The following is a 16,515-nucleotide window of genomic DNA, read 5'->3' as shown; positions in this document are numbered from 1 at the left end:
GGTTAGATAACTTAAGATTTTTTTCTTTTAGTTCTAAAATTCATTGTCATTGAAGAATATGGATGAAAATCTGGTATGAAGCTGTACATTCTATCATCGCTAATGTAATGATGGGCTATCGATGGAAATAGTTCACGTGGCACTGGATATTTAGCATTTGGATTATGAAACATAGATAAACCTTCAGCCCATGTTTCATTTGATTCGGTAGTAACTTGGTATCGAAATAAACTGGGCGTAGTAGCATCCTCCTCATGATTATGACAAGTACCAAAACGAAACATTATAATATCTTTTGATCCAAAGCCTGCTTGTTTACCAATTCTATTAAACTTAGAAATAGTTCCACTCGCAGAGAATAGAACGGCACTTACATGTTCAGTATCAGGTTGAGAGAAAAAACCTGAAGGTATAACTTTATTACCTAATTGATGTTTTTCAATTTTTACTGCTGAATGTATAAACTGCCCATTCTCAAATCTTGTTTCAACTGAATATCCATATAAATATTGCATTAAAGCATTACTTGACCATTGCATAGACTGATCATCATGAAAGTCTGCTATTGCGAATACCAATGGATTCCCTTTGACATGTTCCTTTTCCCAATATTTTTTTTGTAATTTAGAAAATAAAGGACTACCAAATTTAATTGGCATTTCATTTTTACATTTTTCTGAAATTAATGATGGGCTTAGTACTTTAGGCAAAGTTTTCAATAAAGATGGCTGGTTATCTTGCTTTCGTCCCACTATCACAGCTTCAATTGCGACTTTGTATCCGTACTTTTCCACCAGAAAGTCAGGGGCATGGTAATCTCTATTCAAAAATAGATTTTCTTCATGTAAATACGTATCTAAATAAAGCTCCCATAATCTTGCATCAAACCCCGTACTCTGGAATTGTTCAACAAAGTTTCCATCAATATCCATAAAGTGCCCCATTAAAATATTAATAACAGTTTTAGCTGGAGTAAAAGATTCTTCATTAGATAATTTAGTGAAATAGGGATGCTGTTTATCAATAGTTAACACAGGTGAGAAAAGATCAATTTTTTTTCCACCATCTCCTTGAGGGAAAACTTCTTGATTTTGTCCGACATGCCATTTAATTGTATTGCATATCCAAGAAAGTGCTTCTTCTTTTGTTTCAATATTTGCAATTAAATCAAAACATCTATAACGTCCCTCTTCATCCCTACCTAATATAACGCCACCAAAATCAAGATCCGTTTTATCTTGTACTAAACAACCTAAAACAATTTCATTATCATCTGCAAGCCAATCAAGCTCCTCACAAATAAATGGGAGATTAGGTTGTCTTGAATGCGAAACTAATAAACGAAATCGTTTTACATCTATTCTTTTTACAACTATTTTTTTCATATTCTTATATATCCCCCATTTCTATCCAATTTATTATTAGTAAATTGTTTTATATAAGCTAAATTTACTGAGCTCGTGCATTTTCCAAAATAACTACACTCACCATCTCCTCAAACTAGTTAAGAAAAAACTTTTGAAACGCCTAAGATTTAGGAATAAATTTTGCATGTGCCTCTTTCAAATACTTCTGAGAGCTTTCTTGAGTTACTTCATACTGAAGATGCTGATTAATAAACTGTAATTTAGCTCTTGCATTTGCAATCACCTCTGCCCAACTTTTTACTAAAACAGTAATATTTAATTCACCATCTTGGAATACAACACTCTTAGGCATATTTCGTTGATTAGCTTTTCTTGTTGCATAGGCATCTAATTCATTAGAAATTGCTAAAAATGTCCATCTAGCTTTAACATTTAAAAATCTTTCATCCTCTGCAACAGCAATAGCATATTTTTCAATTTGATTTAAAACATCGGCATCAATCTTCTTAGTTGGTCGTTTTAACTCAACCACTAAATAGTCGAATTCTCCATCACGAGGTTGATCTACTTTACTCAACATAAGATCAATACGCCCAGTACGACCATCTGGTAACATTACTGGATCACTAACATCGATTTCATCAGATCTATCTCCTAATTTAGAAATATGTTTCTCTAATACTTTTTCAAGTCTTTCTTCCGAAAGTGATAAAGCAAATTGTTCATCAAAAATCCAAGCTTCACTTTCTAGAATTTTATGTAGTTGGTCTCTTTCGGTGAATACTTTTTTAGTGCGCTCACTAAATAAAAGATTTTCTAATTCATCCAGAAAGTTTAATCTGTTCGCAACAATTGTGGCAGATGAAATAATCGAAGAAAGTGTCGTATTATCTAATAGCTCAGCCAACTTATCTTGATCCTCTTTCTTTAAATCTAAAACTTCAGTAATAATTTTTTGAACAGATTCTGGATTTTCAGTAATAGCTTGAGCAATTAGTTTAAACATAAATTTCTTAGAAGTCTTTTCAGTTTTTTCAAAATTAGGTAGGAATGTCTGTACATTGGCAGCAAGAATATCAAACACTTCTTGTTCTGCTTTTTCTACAGAAGTGAAACTGTTTTTATCTTGATAAGGATAAATATTCTGGTCTTTCCACTCTTGAACGATTCCACTATATTTTTCTGCAACTCTCTTTCTGAAATGCTCTTGGATTGTAGAAACTGCGATATCAAGAATCTTGCCTACTGTGGGTTCAAGTTCTTTTAATGATAGGGCCCCTGTATTTTCTAATTCCTGTAAATATTCACTTTTCAAATATGCAGTAAAGTTAAAACCTTTCGCTTTAATCCTATTTTTAGGCTCATATTCTTCTAATGAAATTCCCTTTGCTGAACATAAATTGATTACTCGCTCAGTTTCAATATTCCATTCAATAATAGTCAATTTAACAGGATGGGCTGTTATTTCAGCACAGTCCTCTGTTAAATCATAATCCTTGGAATAATTTTGTACACTTTTTGGATCAATTTTAGAACCATTGAAATTTAGCTCTAGATGTGGGAATTCTGTAAGGAAAACTGCAAAACTTTTTGTAAGTTCATTTCGTGTTTTTTCTTTTAATAATTCATTTGCTTTTTTATGCAGATTCGAAATAGTAACTTTGGTTCCCTTTTTACCATTTTTATTTTTTTCCACTGCGCTTGTTTTAAATTCTTCAATTTTATTATGATTACCAATTATTGAATAAGTGCCATAAGCTGTTTGATCTTCAAAAGTGGTTTTCCATTCAAGATCTGCACCTAAGCAAAAAGCTTTAAAACGCCCTTTACCATTCTGTCCATGTAATGGGTGATGATACGTATTTTTTTTTATTTTCTTCCAAGAATCACCAATTCCTCCAAAAAATAATTCAACATCTTTATAAGGTATACCACTTCCTTGATCTTCAACTACAATTGAGTCAAGACCTTCCATAGAATTATAGTTGAGCGTTACAGTAACAATTTGAGAGGATGCATCAAAGCCATTCCAAATCAACTCACTTAAAGCCTTTGTTGCTGATGCTTCTGTTAAAGTTTTTATATGCCCAGGCATAGCAACAATTTTTATAGGTTTAAGATTTTGTGTTTTTGTAGTCATGTCATTCACAGTAATAACTTAATAAGCAATAACATACATAATGTAACCTATGATTTAGTGGTGTGGAACTCTTAAATCTGATTATTTTTAATCTTTATTAACTAAAAATTATGGTTATTTCAAGATTTTATCAATAAATGACTTTTTTATGAAAAGATTTAAGATGACTTCTTGTGTATTGGCAACAGGTACTAAACAATATCTTGAATAAGTTGAGTAGAAATCCATTTAGGTAGGATGAGTTATTGGTTATAAAAGATTAAACTAAACAATATTTTCTCTATAGGTACAACTTGTGAATTCATTCGAATTAAAAGTACTAATTCCTTTAATGGCACCATTTATAACAGTATTTCTAGGTATTTTGACAATACCATTTATTGAAGATATTAAAAACTACAATGAGAGAAAGCGTTTATTAAAAGTTCTAGAAGAGGAATTAAAAGATGAAGTAAAGATCATACTTAATGAATTTTATACATTATACCCATGCTATATTGAAATCTTAAGTGTAAAAAATGGCGTAAAAGCAAATAAATATAATACTGTTACCCCAACAAACCTTGTTCTATTTTCAATTAATCCTTTGTTAAATAATCATTTTCACACTTTAGAGCCAAATTTAAGAGTATCTATAAAAAATATAAAATCACTATTTGAACATCTTAATATTGTTACAGGGAAACTTCATGAGCTTTATCATGATGCTTTACAAAAGGATGGAGAAGATAGTCTAAAGTTAGGTAAGTTACTTGACTTATTAAATTCATATTTATGTAATCTTCTATCACTGAGATATCATATGTATTATTTAATTAATCTATTAACTCAAAAACCCTCAGATTTAAAAATTTACTACGAAGTATCATTTGAAGATTCAATTCTTCATCAATTAAAAGAGTTAGATAAAATAGATTATTACTCATACCTAATAAATTAGTACTTTACAACAAGCCCTCCTCAAAGAGCTTTCAAACTAACACCAACACTTATAATGGATTGTTCATTTTGATGGTATTAAAATAAGAGCTACGTATAAACATGCAAAATATCAGGAAAGTAGAAAAAAATGCTACAAGACTGAGCTAATGTTGAATAGCTGACTTTTTCAAATACTAAAACCCACTCATTGAGTGGGTTTTTTATTGCTAACCGTTTTGCCTGAGGTGATCTTGGAACTCTTGGTCGTGTATTTTGTTGTAATTAACAGGGTCGTAGACACATCCAGTTAAAACAACAATTACAGTAAGTACAGCAACCAACTTTTTCATTGAGACAGCCTTTCTTTTAACGCAAAAGATTTGCTTTAAGTATACTCCTAGGTGATCACTTTGATTGGACATAATTAAGGCAAACGATTGTTATTTTTAAATTATCGCTGTGCTTTAGCATATAAATTGATTTTTTAACAAAATCAAATCATGGAAGTTATACAACTTATGCCTCAGTCGCCAAATACCAATTTTTCCAAGAACTGGTTCCTCTTGTTTCAATAGGCACAGTTGGAATCAGTTTTTCTTTTAATATTTCGGTTTGTTCAATGGCTTTTGCAAGTCGTGCTTTAACAGAGTGAATGCATTCACGGTCACCAAATTCGCAGCGGTCTAAAGTTGTACCGCCACAAGGCCCGTTGGCTAAACCTTTTGGACATGTTTCAGGGCAAATATATAAAGTATCGCTTAGACGACACTGACCACAGCTTTCACAGCCCACTAGGCTATGTTTACTCAGTACTTCTGTTTTAAGTAAGAATTTGGCGATCAAAGCGTTTTCCCAAAAAGATGCTTTGAAAATAAAACGTCCGACGCCTTTAGCAATTTTTGATCCAAACATTGCTTCATGCATAACATGTAGCTGGCGATATTTAATGATTTGTTTAGAGGTCGGCTGACGTGAAAAATACGTAATTTCAGGTGCAAACTCTTTACCTGTGGTGACTTGCCACAGTGAATTCCAAAGCTCTTCTAAAGCTTTAAGCTCCAAATGTCTGTATTGCTCGACGTAGCTTTCAAGCAGCATTTGTTCTTCTGGCTTATGACAAGCAGATAAGTGAATTCCTGCAAACCCTAAATGTTTACATATCAAAATCTGTAAAGCGCAGCGTAAATAAACTCGGTCTGTATGTCCCGCCTGTTTTTCGTCTGCCAAGACTTTTAACATGTGTGGGGTAATCACAATACCTGCCACTTTATGCTTCACCATAAAATTGGCACGTGCCAAAGTCAGTGGCATCACACAAGCGAGTATTTGCTGCGAGTAATTATGCTTAGTTAAAAATGATTTGGCTTGCTTTAAGGCTTCAATGTCATAGCCCAATTGGGTAATAATAAAGTCAGCACCTGCTTTAATCTTCTTATGCAGTTTTAAATATTGTGCATCACGCTCGGCTTCAACATATTTAAATGGGTTAAAAGCCACCCCGATACGAAACCCGCTATGCTGCTTGGCTGCCATTACAGCATTTACAGACTCTAAGTATCGACTACGAGGCTGTCCATCTCGACCATGATGATGTTCTTTGAGTTTATCGCCTGTAAGCAATAACAAGTTTTGAATATTGGCTGACTGGGCTTGTTCTAAAAAGTGCTCAAAGTCTTGTATGTCTCGGACCTTACCTGAAAAGTGTAAGACTTTCTCTATTGAGTCGGGGTAACTTTTACTGGCTTCAAGCGGCGCAATATCATGATCGGAATGTACGCGATCTGCCAATGTCATTGCAGCCGGAAATCCCGCAAACTCATGTTTCACAGGATAAATCTCATGCAGTGAAGTGAGATATTCCACCAACACAAAAAACTGATTTTGCTGGAAGCAGGGAGAAACGTGTGACATAGGCAAAGTGCTGATCAAAACATGACATCAATCATAAGCGCGGCATTATAAATCAAAAGTACATCAAGATGCGCTAGTCAGAAAGCTCATTGTTTTGCTTATCTTCACCCTCTTTATTTCTGGGTAATTCGAGTGAACGAGGAAATATAAAATCGAAAGAATCGAGTGCATAGCGGTAAAGCTGAGCTGGTCGTTTACCCACGATTTTACTATGGTTGGTTTCTTCAACTGCGCCCGCTTCTATCATACGGCGTCTAAACGCTTTTTTATCTAACGATTGCCCAAGAATAATTTCATAAATGGTTTGTAGTTCAGTCAGCGTAAATAATTCAGGCATTAGACTAGCTGGCAATGCGGTATAACGAGTTTTATTGGTTAAACGCTCTAATGCTAAGCTGAGCAATTCATTATGATCAAAAGCTAATGCAAAATCTTGAGCTTTTGCTACAGGCACCCATTCGCTGTATTCAGCCAAGGCTTGTTGTTGGTAGGCATTAAAATCAATTAAAGCAAAATACAAAATAGTTACGGCCCAGCCACGTGGGTCACGTTTGGCATTGCCTACAGAGGCAACTTGTTCTAAGTAAGGTGAAGCAATCCCCGTTTTTTCGACCAGCTTACGATAAGCCGTGGCCATCAAGTCTTGATCATGCTTTAAATCGGCAAAACCACCCGGTAAAGCCCATTGGTCTTTGGCTGGAAAGTTTGGTCGCTTAATGAGTAGTACCTGCAACTGACCATTAAATACCGAGAAAATAGCCATATCGACCGTGAGTAAAGGCGCGTCATAATCTCGGCGATCATAACTGGCAAGGAATTCTTGTTCAGTTTGAATAGTCACGTTCAGCCTCTCAATAAAAACGATGAGCCGATACACACGCAACGGCTCATCTAAATTCAGTTATACGATAGATAAACGCTCACGAATTTGATCTAGAGTACACTCATATTGAAGTTTACCATTTTCAAAGACTGTTTTTAATGCTCCGCCTTGTTCTTGTTCGGCTGTTTGCTCATCAAATAAAGTAAAACCATTTTCACTTTCTTCGATGCGTAAAAGACCTTTCGCAGATTTTTTTACACCTGAGTCAGTAATCGGGTCTTTAAATAGCTCTCGACCTACACCATTGACCTGCCCCCAAGTTGCTTTTACAGCAAACCCAAAGGTATCGCGAGTTAAGTAGTTATAGGTAAAGCTGCCGATCCCAAACACCAAGTTATTTGATGCAAAACCTTTGGCTTCAAGTCCTTCTAAAATACGCTGTGCGCGGTCTAAAGTAATTGAATCGCCATAAATTAAACCGACACGTTCATTCAGAACTTTATAGCCTTGCTCAGTGGTTGTACCGCCAAACACTTCCCATAAACATTCAACAGCGCCTTTATAAGCTGGACTACCGATTTCGGCGTCTGGGTCACCACAAATAATTTTAACAGGGTCGCCAGAGTCTGGACGGAAAACTAATTTAGCCAAGCCTAAAGCATTGGGTTGTCTCGCCAAAATTTCAGATTTTAACGCCACCGTAAACTCGGTAATCACTCGCCAAAAGTCCCATGTATCAGACACAATACTGACAACACCAGACGGATAAAGCTCGCAGATTAAACGCTTAAATGTGTCTAGCTCACTGTTTTCTGTACCCATACACATCACACTGTGTTCGGTCGCTGGTACAGATACCCCAATCACACCAGTTGCATTGTAATATTCTTCGGCATAGTCAATTGAAGCAACCGAGTCTGTTCCAATAAAACTGGTTAAGTGACCTACGCCTGATTGCGCCGCATCATAAATGCCACTCATACCACGGCTACTAAAATCGTGTCCTTGCACAGGTACAAAATCAAGTGGTGCGCCAGTTTTTACGGCATATTGTGTTAATAATCGTTTGTACTCGTAGGCAATTGTGGCCGTAGTGCAGCTTTTCCAAAGCTCAGCACTTAATACAGTTTCAATATAATTCGTTAACCAAAAGAAACGCGGGTCGGTATTAATGACGGTGAGCACAGGTACGCGCATATTGACGCGGCAGCCTTCTGGCAATGCTTTAATGCGTAAAGGTAAATATCCCAAGTCGTGTAACGCTTCAATGTGATCAACAGGTACTGCGCCTTCACCTAATGAACTATCCATACGGCGTTTATAAGCAGCCACTACTTTGTCTTTAGGTTGCTTGAAAAAGCCTTCATTCCATGTATCGATTAAAAAGTGTTTAATAAAACCCTGAAGCCCAAAGAACACCACTTTATCGTCAAAGTCAGGCAGCATTTTTGCGAGTCGAGATGAACGCGGCGTAAAGTTTGCGTATACATACTCTGTGCCTGCCGGATACTGACGTCTGTGGTCAGCTTTATAAAAATCGATAGCATTTAATGGGTTAAGTTTAATCGTCATCTTTATTCTCTTTATTTTGCTGCAAAAGCAATTACTGAAATTTTGTCTGATGGTTGTTGTGGAAAGCTGTCCGAGGTAAATAGCTGGTCAAGCAGCCCATCAAAAACCTCTATTCCTTTACTGAAAATACCGTGGGTCACATATAGAACGACCTTATGGCAATTGAGACGACGGAGTTCTTTGGCAATACCAATAAAGGTTGCACCGCCGTCACAAATGTCATCGGTAATGACTGCGGTTAAACCTGATAAATCAGAAGCATGTACATGTGTACCCAAAATTTTGCCAGTCACGGGGTCTCGTTTTTTATCACACTGAACAATAGTGATGGGTTGTTTTCGCTCAACATTAAAAGCATCTGCAACCATTTGTGTACGTGCTTTTGCACCTTTATCTGGGCAAATCAATACGGTTTTTTCATCTTTTAATAATGTGCTTAGCGCTTCACTCTTTGTGATGATGTCGACTGAACTGACATTTATAACTTCGCTAAAAGAAGTATTGGCAGCAAGTAAGGCTGTTGTTACTTGACTATGGCAGTCCCAAACAGTGATTTTGCCTTGTTTGCCCGCTTTTTTGTCTGCATTGATGTTGAGTAGCTTCGTCATCACATCAAGCGAGAATGCTTGGCCTACTGCACAAATACGATCCTGACGTGCATATGGAAAATACGGAATTTCTAGGTCAACAGTTAAGCCCTGATTCAGCAATATATTTTCAAGTAGTAAATAATCCATCACATCATGACTTGAGGTCATTTGTGCGCGAACGAGTACTCTGCCAGCTAGTGAAGTTAAAGTTTTCTCATCAATCTGAACATGACGCTCGCCACCAGAAAACTGCGAAAATTTCACTGGAATTTCATTTCTTGCCGCATCTAAAAGCTGGATAGCCATATCATCCTCTTTTTGTCTGATGACCTTCGATAAATATATAGTGGCATAAAGCCACTATATATTGCAAGTCTATTTTTTAAACTTTTTTTCAAGCTAATTTAAGACATAAAATTGAGGGTTTTAGAGCGTTTATAAATTAGTTATTTAATAGAAATTATTATTCAACCTATTGAAAAAATAATTAATTTACAAAAATCATGACTAGTAAAACTACTATTAAAAGTAGCGGATACAACTTTGCCCGCCATAAATCAGGTAGTTTTGAAATAAAATTTTTCTAATAAATTATAAAAATTTACTCATGTGTATAGTGTCATAGGTATCGATCCATTCCTGTTTAATCACTTTAAACCCTTGTAGAGTCCAAAATTCTTCAGCCGCCGGCAAAAATGGATGGGTATGTAAATACAAGCTAGTAATCCGATTGTTTTTTGCATGGCTAAACAACATGTCACATAACTTAGTTGCGATGCCCTTACGGCGGTATACAGGCAATACAAACAACTTAACCACTTCTACCGTATTGGACGGCAAATTTAAATCAAAACGATGGTCATATGCCCGGTATGCAATGGTGCCAATAATGCGGTTTTGGTCTTTTACGGTAATGCAGCAACCCAATGGGTCATGAACATAATATTGCTCAAAATTTTGTAAATCTTTAGGAACTTGCCCATGATAGATTTCTGGGAATAGCAGCTGTCTTGTATAAAGTGCAAATTCTACCGCAGAATCGTAGTCAGATTTTTCAACCAACTGATAATCTAACATATTTATAGCCAAGAATGATCAGGGATAACAATAGTTTTGTCTTGAATCATGGCCTCATGAAACTCAACATCGTAGACACTTTTTAAAAACTTTGGATCGGTTATTCGTGTTTTTGACTCAGGCTTAACCACCTCATGTTGTCGCATAAAAAACAGATGATCTGCAAATAAAAAAGCCAAGTTAGGATCATGCATAATCGCAATCACCGTAAAATTTTGCCGCGACAACTGACGCAATTTTTTCATTAAATAAGACTGATAATAAACATCAAGATGGTTGGTTGGTTCATCAAGCAAAATAACTTTTGGGGCTTGCACTAAAATGCGGGCAATCATAACCAATTGCCTTTCACCACCCGATAGCTCTGTATAAGGACGATCACGCAAATGCTCAATGTCTAAATCAAGCAAAGCTTGGTCTACACGTTCCCAGTCTGATTTTGAAGGTCTATATCTGCTAAAAGCAGCACGACCTGTAATCACCACATCTTTAACTAAAAATGGAAACACGGTTTTATGAAACTGCGGTAAAAAACCGAGTAACGCAGCTCGATCTTTTCCTTTAAAGTCCGATAGTGGTTTTCCAGAGTAACGAATCAATCCATCTTTTACGGGTTCTAAGCCCGCCATCAGTTTAAACAGTGTCGATTTCCCACAACCATTGCGCCCTAAAATCACTGAAAACTGATTTTCAGGAAACTCCAGATGAATATTTTTAAGAACCTGTTTATGCCCATAGGCATAATTTAACTGATCAATTTGAATCATGCCCAATGAGTCCTCTGTGTTTTCATTAATAATAAGAAAAATGGCGCGCCAAGTAGCATGGTAAAAATACCAATCGGTATTTCAAATGTCAGTAAAACCCGAGAAAAGTTATCAATCATCAGTAGAAAACTGCCGCCCAAAATCATATTGGCAGGAATACTGTAGCGGTGATCTGGTCCCACCAGCATTCTCACAATATGCGGCATAAACAGTCCATATAAGCTAATAATGCCCGCCGCTGCCACAGATGTTGAAGTACATACGGTCACCAGCGCAATTAAAAGAAGCTGTTCCCAGCGTGGGTTAACACCAACAGCTTGAGCTTCTTCAGCACCGAGTGCCATTAAGTTTAGCCGCCAGCGCATCGCAAATAATCCAGCAAGACCAATACAAATCGGTAGCACGGCGTATTGAACCTTTTGCCAAGAAGCCTGATGTAAGTTGCCCATCGTCCATTGCACTATTGCTTGCAGTTTAAATGGATCACTTAAGTATTGAATAATCGTAAGGCCTGCTAAAAACAGCCCCGAAACAATCATGCCCGATAAAATTACCATCACTAAAGACGTCTGGCTTTCATGTTTCTGATGTGCAAATAAATAGGTTAAGCCAACAGCGCACACACCAAAAATAAAGGCTGATAGATTTGGCGAAAGCCAACTTAAAGAAAGTGCTAAACCTGCACCGAACGCCGCTCCAGATGAAATACCGAGTACATATGAGTCAACCAAGGGATTACGAAATAATGCCTGCAAGCCATTCCCCGCAGTTGCTAATGCAGCTCCCACCATAAAGGTGAGTAAGATTCTGGGCAATCTGACATTGACTAGAATGTTTTGCATCAGTCTAAATTGTTCCGCGTCAAAATATGGCGTACCAAAGACTGCTTGTCCACCCCACAGCCCATAGTCCCATGCACTTAAGGTCTGAGTTGGCCCAATCAGCAACGAGATAAAAATCATGAGGAACGGTAACGGGTAAAACCAATAATATTTCAGCTTTTCCATATTCATTGCACCAACGCTTTGGCAAGCTGCTCACCATACAACTTGTTTAAAATACGCTGTTGTAAAGCACTTACTGGTAAATCAGACTGTTCAGGGTAAATACTATGATTCAAATAAATCGCCGTAATAATGATTTTGATGGTATGTGGGTTATATATAAATGCAGGACTCAGATTAAATACCTTACGGTGCTGTACGGCACTTAAGCCTTGTAATTCTTTTCGTTCATAAATCAGTTTGGGATCGGTATTCCAAAGCACAATATTGTCAGGGTTCCACTCAATTAATGTCTCGGGGTTTACATTAGGTTGATTGGCATTGGTCTGAACAATATTGTACGCACCCGCCAGCTCAATAAAGTCATTGGTAATTGACTCACGTCCAGAAGTAGAAAAAATACGTCCTCCGGACCATGCATAGTAAATTGATTGCTTATTTGGTTGACCTGCAGTCTTGGCTGCGACCTCCGCAACAACTTCATCCGAAAAATTTAAAATTTCCTGAGCGCGCTTTTGAGCACCACTTAAAACCGCAATTTCAGATAACTCTTCTTTTACTTGCTCGTAAGTACCTGACTCCATGACATATACAGCAATGCCAAACTGCCGTAACAGTTCAATCGTTTGGGTTTGCCCGCTCCCCAAAATCACCAGATCAGGTTTTAACAACACAAGACTTTCAATATTGGTTGCATTTGCCCCTTGTGAAGGCGTTGCAAGCTGTTTATTGGCAATGCGTTGATCTATTTTTGAATAGGCATTAAATAATAAAGGTTGGATGTATACTTCGGCCGGTATACCAATCACTTTGTGACCTTGCCCTAGCATATATAAGCCATCTAAACCCGACTCAAATAAAGAAACAATTCTTTGAGCTGGTTTGGCTACACAGACTTTTGTATTTGTACTATCAAAAACACATATCGAATGAGTTGTTAAGTTTTCTTGAGTTTTTCTATTTTGTTCAGATGAAGAGCATCCGTACAGGATGAATAAAGTGAGTATTGAGACCAGCAATCTCATTTTTGGTATTTTGCGCACAAATGTGGTGCAAAATAAAAAGACGTATCTATTTGGTGCATTTTTCATGTGAAAAAAACACTATAAGAGAGCAAAGCGGTTTGTATCATCATTTATACAACAATCAAATTAAGTATGTTAGATAAGGTCTTAGATAGTAAGCAAAAAAAACGCCAAATTTACCAAGTAATAAAAACTATTGAATGATTGGGCTAAAAAGCCTACATAAAAGCGAGTCAAATAATTTAATCATGTTTACAGCTCATTCAACATCAATAGAAATAAATCGCTATAATCCGCCCCAACACCTGATAGACACTCTTTTCTGATGCTGACTCAATCATCCTTCTGGCGTAGTCTTTACCGTTTAATTCATATTTATGCTGGTATTTTTATTGCACCATTAATCTTGTTTGCTGCAATTACCGGTTTACTCTATGCCATTACGCCTCAACTAGAACAAGTCATTTATAAAGATGTTCTATACGTTCAGCCGCTGGATCAACCGCCACATAAGCTGAGCCAGCAAATTGAAGCCGCAAAGCAAGTAATGCCTAAGTCTGCACAGGTGATTGAAGTTAGGCCAGCACCAAGCGCTGACGAGACAACACGTGTCATTTTTTCAGATCCACTACATGATTTTACGAGTGAAGCCGTTTTTATTGATCCTTTTACGCTTAAAGCCCAAGGCCATCTAGCGGTCTATGGTACGAGTGGAGTGTTGCCGTTTCGAACTACGCTTGATCAACTGCATAGTAATTTATTGCTAGGGAAATGGGGACGCTTTTATAGTGAATTGGCAGCAAGCTGGTTAGCTATTTTGACTTTAACTGGACTATATAATTGGTTGAAACGTCGTCAAAATCTTAAAATTCGACAAACACAAAAAAATAAATTATTGAGATGGCATAGCACGCTGGGTTTAACTTTATTTCCACTCTTATTATTAATCGCCATTACAGGTCTTACATGGTCTGAATGGGCTGGCGATAATATTCGAGTTGCCCGTCAATGGCTTAACTGGCAAACCCCAACATTAGCAACTTCACTTCAAGAAGATAATTTACCTACAGTGATGCACCATGAACATCACGAAATGCCACACAGTGAAAATCTCAATTTAAATATCGTTTCAAGTGAGTACGATAGCGCTCTTTCAATAGCTAGAGCTCATGGTATTGACGCGGCACAAATACAAATCAAACCACCGACCAGTGGAAATCAAGCTTGGACCGTAGCCGAGATTCAGCGCAAATGGCCAACTCAAGCAGACAGTATCGCCATTGATATGGAACAACACAAAGTTATCGATCAACTTGCGTTTAAAGACTATTCGCTGGTAGCAAAGCTCACCCGTTGGGGAGTTGATGCGCATATTGGGGTTTTATTTGGCTGGATAAACCAACTGGTACTGGCGCTTTACGCGCTTGCGCTGTGTATCATGATTATTTACGCATATAGAGCTGCGTTTAAAAACTCGAATTTAAAACACATGACAACCCACTTTGTTAGTCAAAGTTTATTGATTTGGAACCGCGCAACTGGGCCGCAAAAATTATGGTTTATAGCGGCGAGCCTCGTGTTAGGGCTAAGCTTACCTGTTTTTGGATTTAGTCTTTTAGTTACGCTATTTATCTTTGCTATGCGTAAATATATTCCTTCTAAATCATAAATTTTCATTCGTGTAAGGAGTTAGACTTAAGCTTTGTCTAACTCCTTTTTAATAAAAATCCCAAATCAAAAACAATGTGCTTTCAAACTCTTGCTTTAAAAAAAAGTGTGATTAACTATTAATAATCACCTTCTCGCACTGAAGACGGATGCCTATTTAAAGCAATCACTTCAATTTTCATATAAGGATAGAGAGGTAAACCTTGTAATAGATTATGTAGTTCCTCATTACTTTCAACATCAAAAATACTAATATTGGCGTATTGTCCTGTGATTCTCCATAAGTGACGACACTTCCCTTGTCTTTGAATTTCTTGGGAATAAGCACGCTCTCTTGCTTTAATATCTTCAATTTCCTGCTCAGTTAAATGGCTAGGTAAAGTCACATCTTTTCGTACGTAAAATAACATTCATTTTTTCCTTTTAAATAACACGTTCAATAATCAGTGCAATCCCTTGGCCTACACCAATACACATTGAACATAAGGCATAATGGCCACCTATCTGCTCAAGCTGGTTTAAGGCTGTGGTCACTAAACGTGCACCTGATGCACCAAGCGGATGACCTAATGCAATTGCACCACCGTTTGGATTTACTTTATTGCTATCGTTTGGTAAACCTAAATCACGGGTCACTGCCAAAGCCTGTGCAGCAAAGGCTTCATTCAGTTCAATTACATCCATCTGATCTAAAGTCAGGTTGGCTTGTTTAAGTAATTTTTTAATCGCTGGTGCCGGAGCAAAACCCATAATGCGTGGTTCTACACCTACCGCTGTTGAAGCAATGATCTTGGCACGTGGTTTGAGGTTATAAGTTTGAACAGCTTCATCAGAAGCAATCAATAAAGCTGCTGCACCATCGTTAATCCCTGAAGCATTTCCCGCAGTGACAGTGCCGTCTGCTTTGACAACAGGTTTAAGTTTGCTTAAACCTTCAAGGGTAGTTGATGCACGTGGGTGCTCATCGGTATCAATCACAACAGCATCACCCTTACGCTGAGGGATTTCAACTGCCACGATTTCTTTAGAAAAAAAGCCTTTGGCTTGCGCGCTTGCGGTGCGTTGTTGGCTCACCAAGGCAAACTGGTCCTGATCTGCACGATTGACGTTAAACTGTTCAGCCACGTTTTCGGCAGTCTGAGGCATGGTGTCTACACCATACAATTCTTTAAGTTTAGGGTTAATGAAACGCCAGCCCATGGTAGTGTCTTCAATCTTCTGGCTACGGCCAAAAGCACTGTCCGACTTACCCATCACATAAGGTGCACGGCTCATGCTTTCTACGCCACCTGCAATCACCAAGTTCGCTTCACCTGCCTTAATGGCACGGGCAGCAATGGCAATGGCATCGAGTGAAGAACCGCACAAACGGTTAATGGTCGTTGCCGGTACTTGATATGGTAAACCAGCAAGCAGTGCTGACATACGGCCAACGTTACGGTTGTCTTCACCGGCTTGGTTCGCACAGCCATAGATCACATCATCGACCTGTTCCCAATCTACATTCGGGTTACGCTGCATGAGTGCTTTAATCGGCACAGCGCCAAGGTCATCGGCACGGACAGGTGCAAGACCACCGGCATAACGGCCGAATGGGGTACGGATGGCATCGATGATATAAGCATTTTTCATTCTAACTTTTGTCCTTTA

General features: G+C 37.7%; 15 protein-coding genes and 1 pseudogene. 2 read left to right on the top strand and 14 right to left on the bottom strand.

Features of this window, described 5'->3' with window-relative positions; translation table 11 throughout:
* Positions 1–11 precede the first annotated feature (11 nt).
* Entirely contained in the window at positions 12–1,385 is a 1,374-nt protein-coding gene (locus KTI78_RS14830) for a hypothetical protein (RefSeq protein WP_262446543.1), read from the bottom strand.
* Between the two features lie 142 nt (positions 1,386–1,527).
* Entirely contained in the window at positions 1,528–3,507 is a 1,980-nt protein-coding gene (locus KTI78_RS14825; protein ID WP_262446542.1) for an ATP-binding protein, read from the bottom strand.
* 295 nt (positions 3,508–3,802) lie between these two features.
* Between KTI78_RS14825 and KTI78_RS14820 the strand changes: the two genes are divergently transcribed.
* A complete protein-coding gene (locus KTI78_RS14820; RefSeq protein WP_262446541.1) occupies positions 3,803–4,447 on the top strand; it encodes a hypothetical protein in 645 nt (214 codons plus the stop codon).
* Positions 4,448–4,655: 208 nt separating this feature from the next.
* Here KTI78_RS14820 and KTI78_RS14815 read toward each other — a convergent pair whose 3' ends face one another.
* The 10 genes and pseudogenes from KTI78_RS14815 to KTI78_RS14770 form a co-directional block, all read right to left on the bottom strand.
* Positions 4,656–4,778, bottom strand: coding sequence for a hypothetical protein (locus KTI78_RS14815; protein WP_000737387.1), 123 nt, complete (start codon positions 4,776–4,778; stop codon positions 4,656–4,658).
* A 166-nt stretch (positions 4,779–4,944) separates the two neighbouring features.
* Positions 4,945–6,339, bottom strand: a complete 1,395-nt coding sequence (locus KTI78_RS14810; protein ID WP_262446540.1) for a methylenetetrahydrofolate reductase C-terminal domain-containing protein — start codon at positions 6,337–6,339, stop codon at positions 4,945–4,947.
* Between the two features lie 73 nt (positions 6,340–6,412).
* Entirely contained in the window at positions 6,413–7,180 is a 768-nt protein-coding gene (locus KTI78_RS14805) for an NUDIX domain-containing protein (RefSeq protein WP_262446539.1), read from the bottom strand.
* A gap of 60 nt (positions 7,181–7,240) precedes the next feature.
* The gene (locus tag KTI78_RS14800; RefSeq protein WP_262446537.1) at positions 7,241–8,734 is read right to left on the bottom strand and encodes a nicotinate phosphoribosyltransferase; all 1,494 of its coding nucleotides are present in this window, start codon (positions 8,732–8,734) and stop codon (positions 7,241–7,243) included.
* Between the two features lie 11 nt (positions 8,735–8,745).
* Positions 8,746–9,630, bottom strand: a complete 885-nt coding sequence (locus KTI78_RS14795; protein WP_262446536.1) for a phosphoribosyltransferase family protein — start codon at positions 9,628–9,630, stop codon at positions 8,746–8,748.
* A gap of 181 nt (positions 9,631–9,811) precedes the next feature.
* A pseudogene (locus KTI78_RS14790) lies at positions 9,812–9,907 on the bottom strand (sulfite exporter TauE/SafE family protein); the annotation flags it as partial.
* Positions 9,908–9,915: 8 nt separating this feature from the next.
* Positions 9,916–10,407, bottom strand: coding sequence for a GNAT family N-acetyltransferase (locus KTI78_RS14785; protein ID WP_262446584.1), 492 nt, complete (start codon positions 10,405–10,407; stop codon positions 9,916–9,918).
* Entirely contained in the window at positions 10,404–11,168 is a 765-nt protein-coding gene (locus KTI78_RS14780; RefSeq protein WP_000614440.1) for an ABC transporter ATP-binding protein, read from the bottom strand. The genes KTI78_RS14785 and KTI78_RS14780 overlap by 4 nt, the downstream gene beginning before the upstream one ends.
* Complete coding sequence (locus tag KTI78_RS14775; RefSeq protein ID WP_262446535.1) at positions 11,165–12,175, bottom strand: FecCD family ABC transporter permease; 1,011 nt, start codon at positions 12,173–12,175, stop codon at positions 11,165–11,167. The genes KTI78_RS14780 and KTI78_RS14775 overlap by 4 nt, the downstream gene beginning before the upstream one ends.
* Before the next feature lie 2 nt (positions 12,176–12,177).
* A complete protein-coding gene (locus KTI78_RS14770) occupies positions 12,178–13,197 on the bottom strand; it encodes an ABC transporter substrate-binding protein (RefSeq protein WP_262446534.1) in 1,020 nt (339 codons plus the stop codon).
* Between the two features lie 325 nt (positions 13,198–13,522).
* Between KTI78_RS14770 and KTI78_RS14765 the strand changes: the two genes are divergently transcribed.
* Entirely contained in the window at positions 13,523–14,866 is a 1,344-nt protein-coding gene (locus KTI78_RS14765) for a PepSY-associated TM helix domain-containing protein (protein ID WP_262446533.1), read from the top strand.
* A gap of 118 nt (positions 14,867–14,984) precedes the next feature.
* Here the strand turns inward: KTI78_RS14765 and catC are convergent, their stop codons facing one another.
* Together catC and pcaF are read right to left on the bottom strand one after the other, a co-directional pair.
* Positions 14,985–15,275 carry a muconolactone Delta-isomerase gene (gene catC / locus KTI78_RS14760; RefSeq protein WP_016140968.1) on the bottom strand — a complete coding sequence of 97 codons (291 nt, stop codon included), beginning with the start codon at positions 15,273–15,275 and terminating at the stop codon, positions 14,985–14,987.
* Positions 15,276–15,288: 13 nt separating this feature from the next.
* The gene (gene pcaF / locus KTI78_RS14755; RefSeq protein ID WP_262446532.1) at positions 15,289–16,497 is read right to left on the bottom strand and encodes a 3-oxoadipyl-CoA thiolase; all 1,209 of its coding nucleotides are present in this window, start codon (positions 16,495–16,497) and stop codon (positions 15,289–15,291) included.
* Positions 16,498–16,515 lie beyond the last annotated feature (18 nt).

It is taken from the genome of Acinetobacter sp. WU_MDCI_Abxe161 (assembly GCF_025514355.1).
Lineage (GTDB): Bacteria > Pseudomonadota > Gammaproteobacteria > Pseudomonadales > Moraxellaceae > Acinetobacter > Acinetobacter pittii_E.
This window is presented reverse-complemented; position numbering and strand designations above follow the sequence as displayed.

What these genes read in the sequence shown, in the direction of transcription:
- KTI78_RS14800 (WP_262446537.1), bottom strand. Translation starts at nt 8,734, where the DNA reads ATGACGATTAAACTTAACCCATTAAATGCTATCGATTTTTATAAAGCT.
- KTI78_RS14795 (WP_262446536.1), bottom strand. Translation starts at nt 9,630, where the DNA reads ATGGCTATCCAGCTTTTAGATGCGGCAAGAAATGAAATTCCAGTGAAA.
- KTI78_RS14765 (WP_262446533.1), top strand. Translation starts at nt 13,523, where the DNA reads ATGCTGACTCAATCATCCTTCTGGCGTAGTCTTTACCGTTTAATTCAT.
- KTI78_RS14780 (WP_000614440.1), bottom strand. Translation starts at nt 11,168, where the DNA reads ATGATTCAAATTGATCAGTTAAATTATGCCTATGGGCATAAACAGGTT.
- KTI78_RS14830 (WP_262446543.1), bottom strand. Translation starts at nt 1,385, where the DNA reads ATGAAAAAAATAGTTGTAAAAAGAATAGATGTAAAACGATTTCGTTTA.
- KTI78_RS14810 (WP_262446540.1), bottom strand. Translation starts at nt 6,339, where the DNA reads ATGTCACACGTTTCTCCCTGCTTCCAGCAAAATCAGTTTTTTGTGTTG.
- KTI78_RS14815 (WP_000737387.1), bottom strand. Translation starts at nt 4,778, where the DNA reads ATGAAAAAGTTGGTTGCTGTACTTACTGTAATTGTTGTTTTAACTGGA.
- KTI78_RS14825 (WP_262446542.1), bottom strand. Translation starts at nt 3,507, where the DNA reads ATGACTACAAAAACACAAAATCTTAAACCTATAAAAATTGTTGCTATG.
- KTI78_RS14775 (WP_262446535.1), bottom strand. Translation starts at nt 12,175, where the DNA reads ATGGAAAAGCTGAAATATTATTGGTTTTACCCGTTACCGTTCCTCATG.
- KTI78_RS14770 (WP_262446534.1), bottom strand. Translation starts at nt 13,197, where the DNA reads ATGAGATTGCTGGTCTCAATACTCACTTTATTCATCCTGTACGGATGC.
- catC (WP_016140968.1), bottom strand. Translation starts at nt 15,275, where the DNA reads ATGTTATTTTACGTACGAAAAGATGTGACTTTACCTAGCCATTTAACT.
- pcaF (WP_262446532.1), bottom strand. Translation starts at nt 16,497, where the DNA reads ATGAAAAATGCTTATATCATCGATGCCATCCGTACCCCATTCGGCCGT.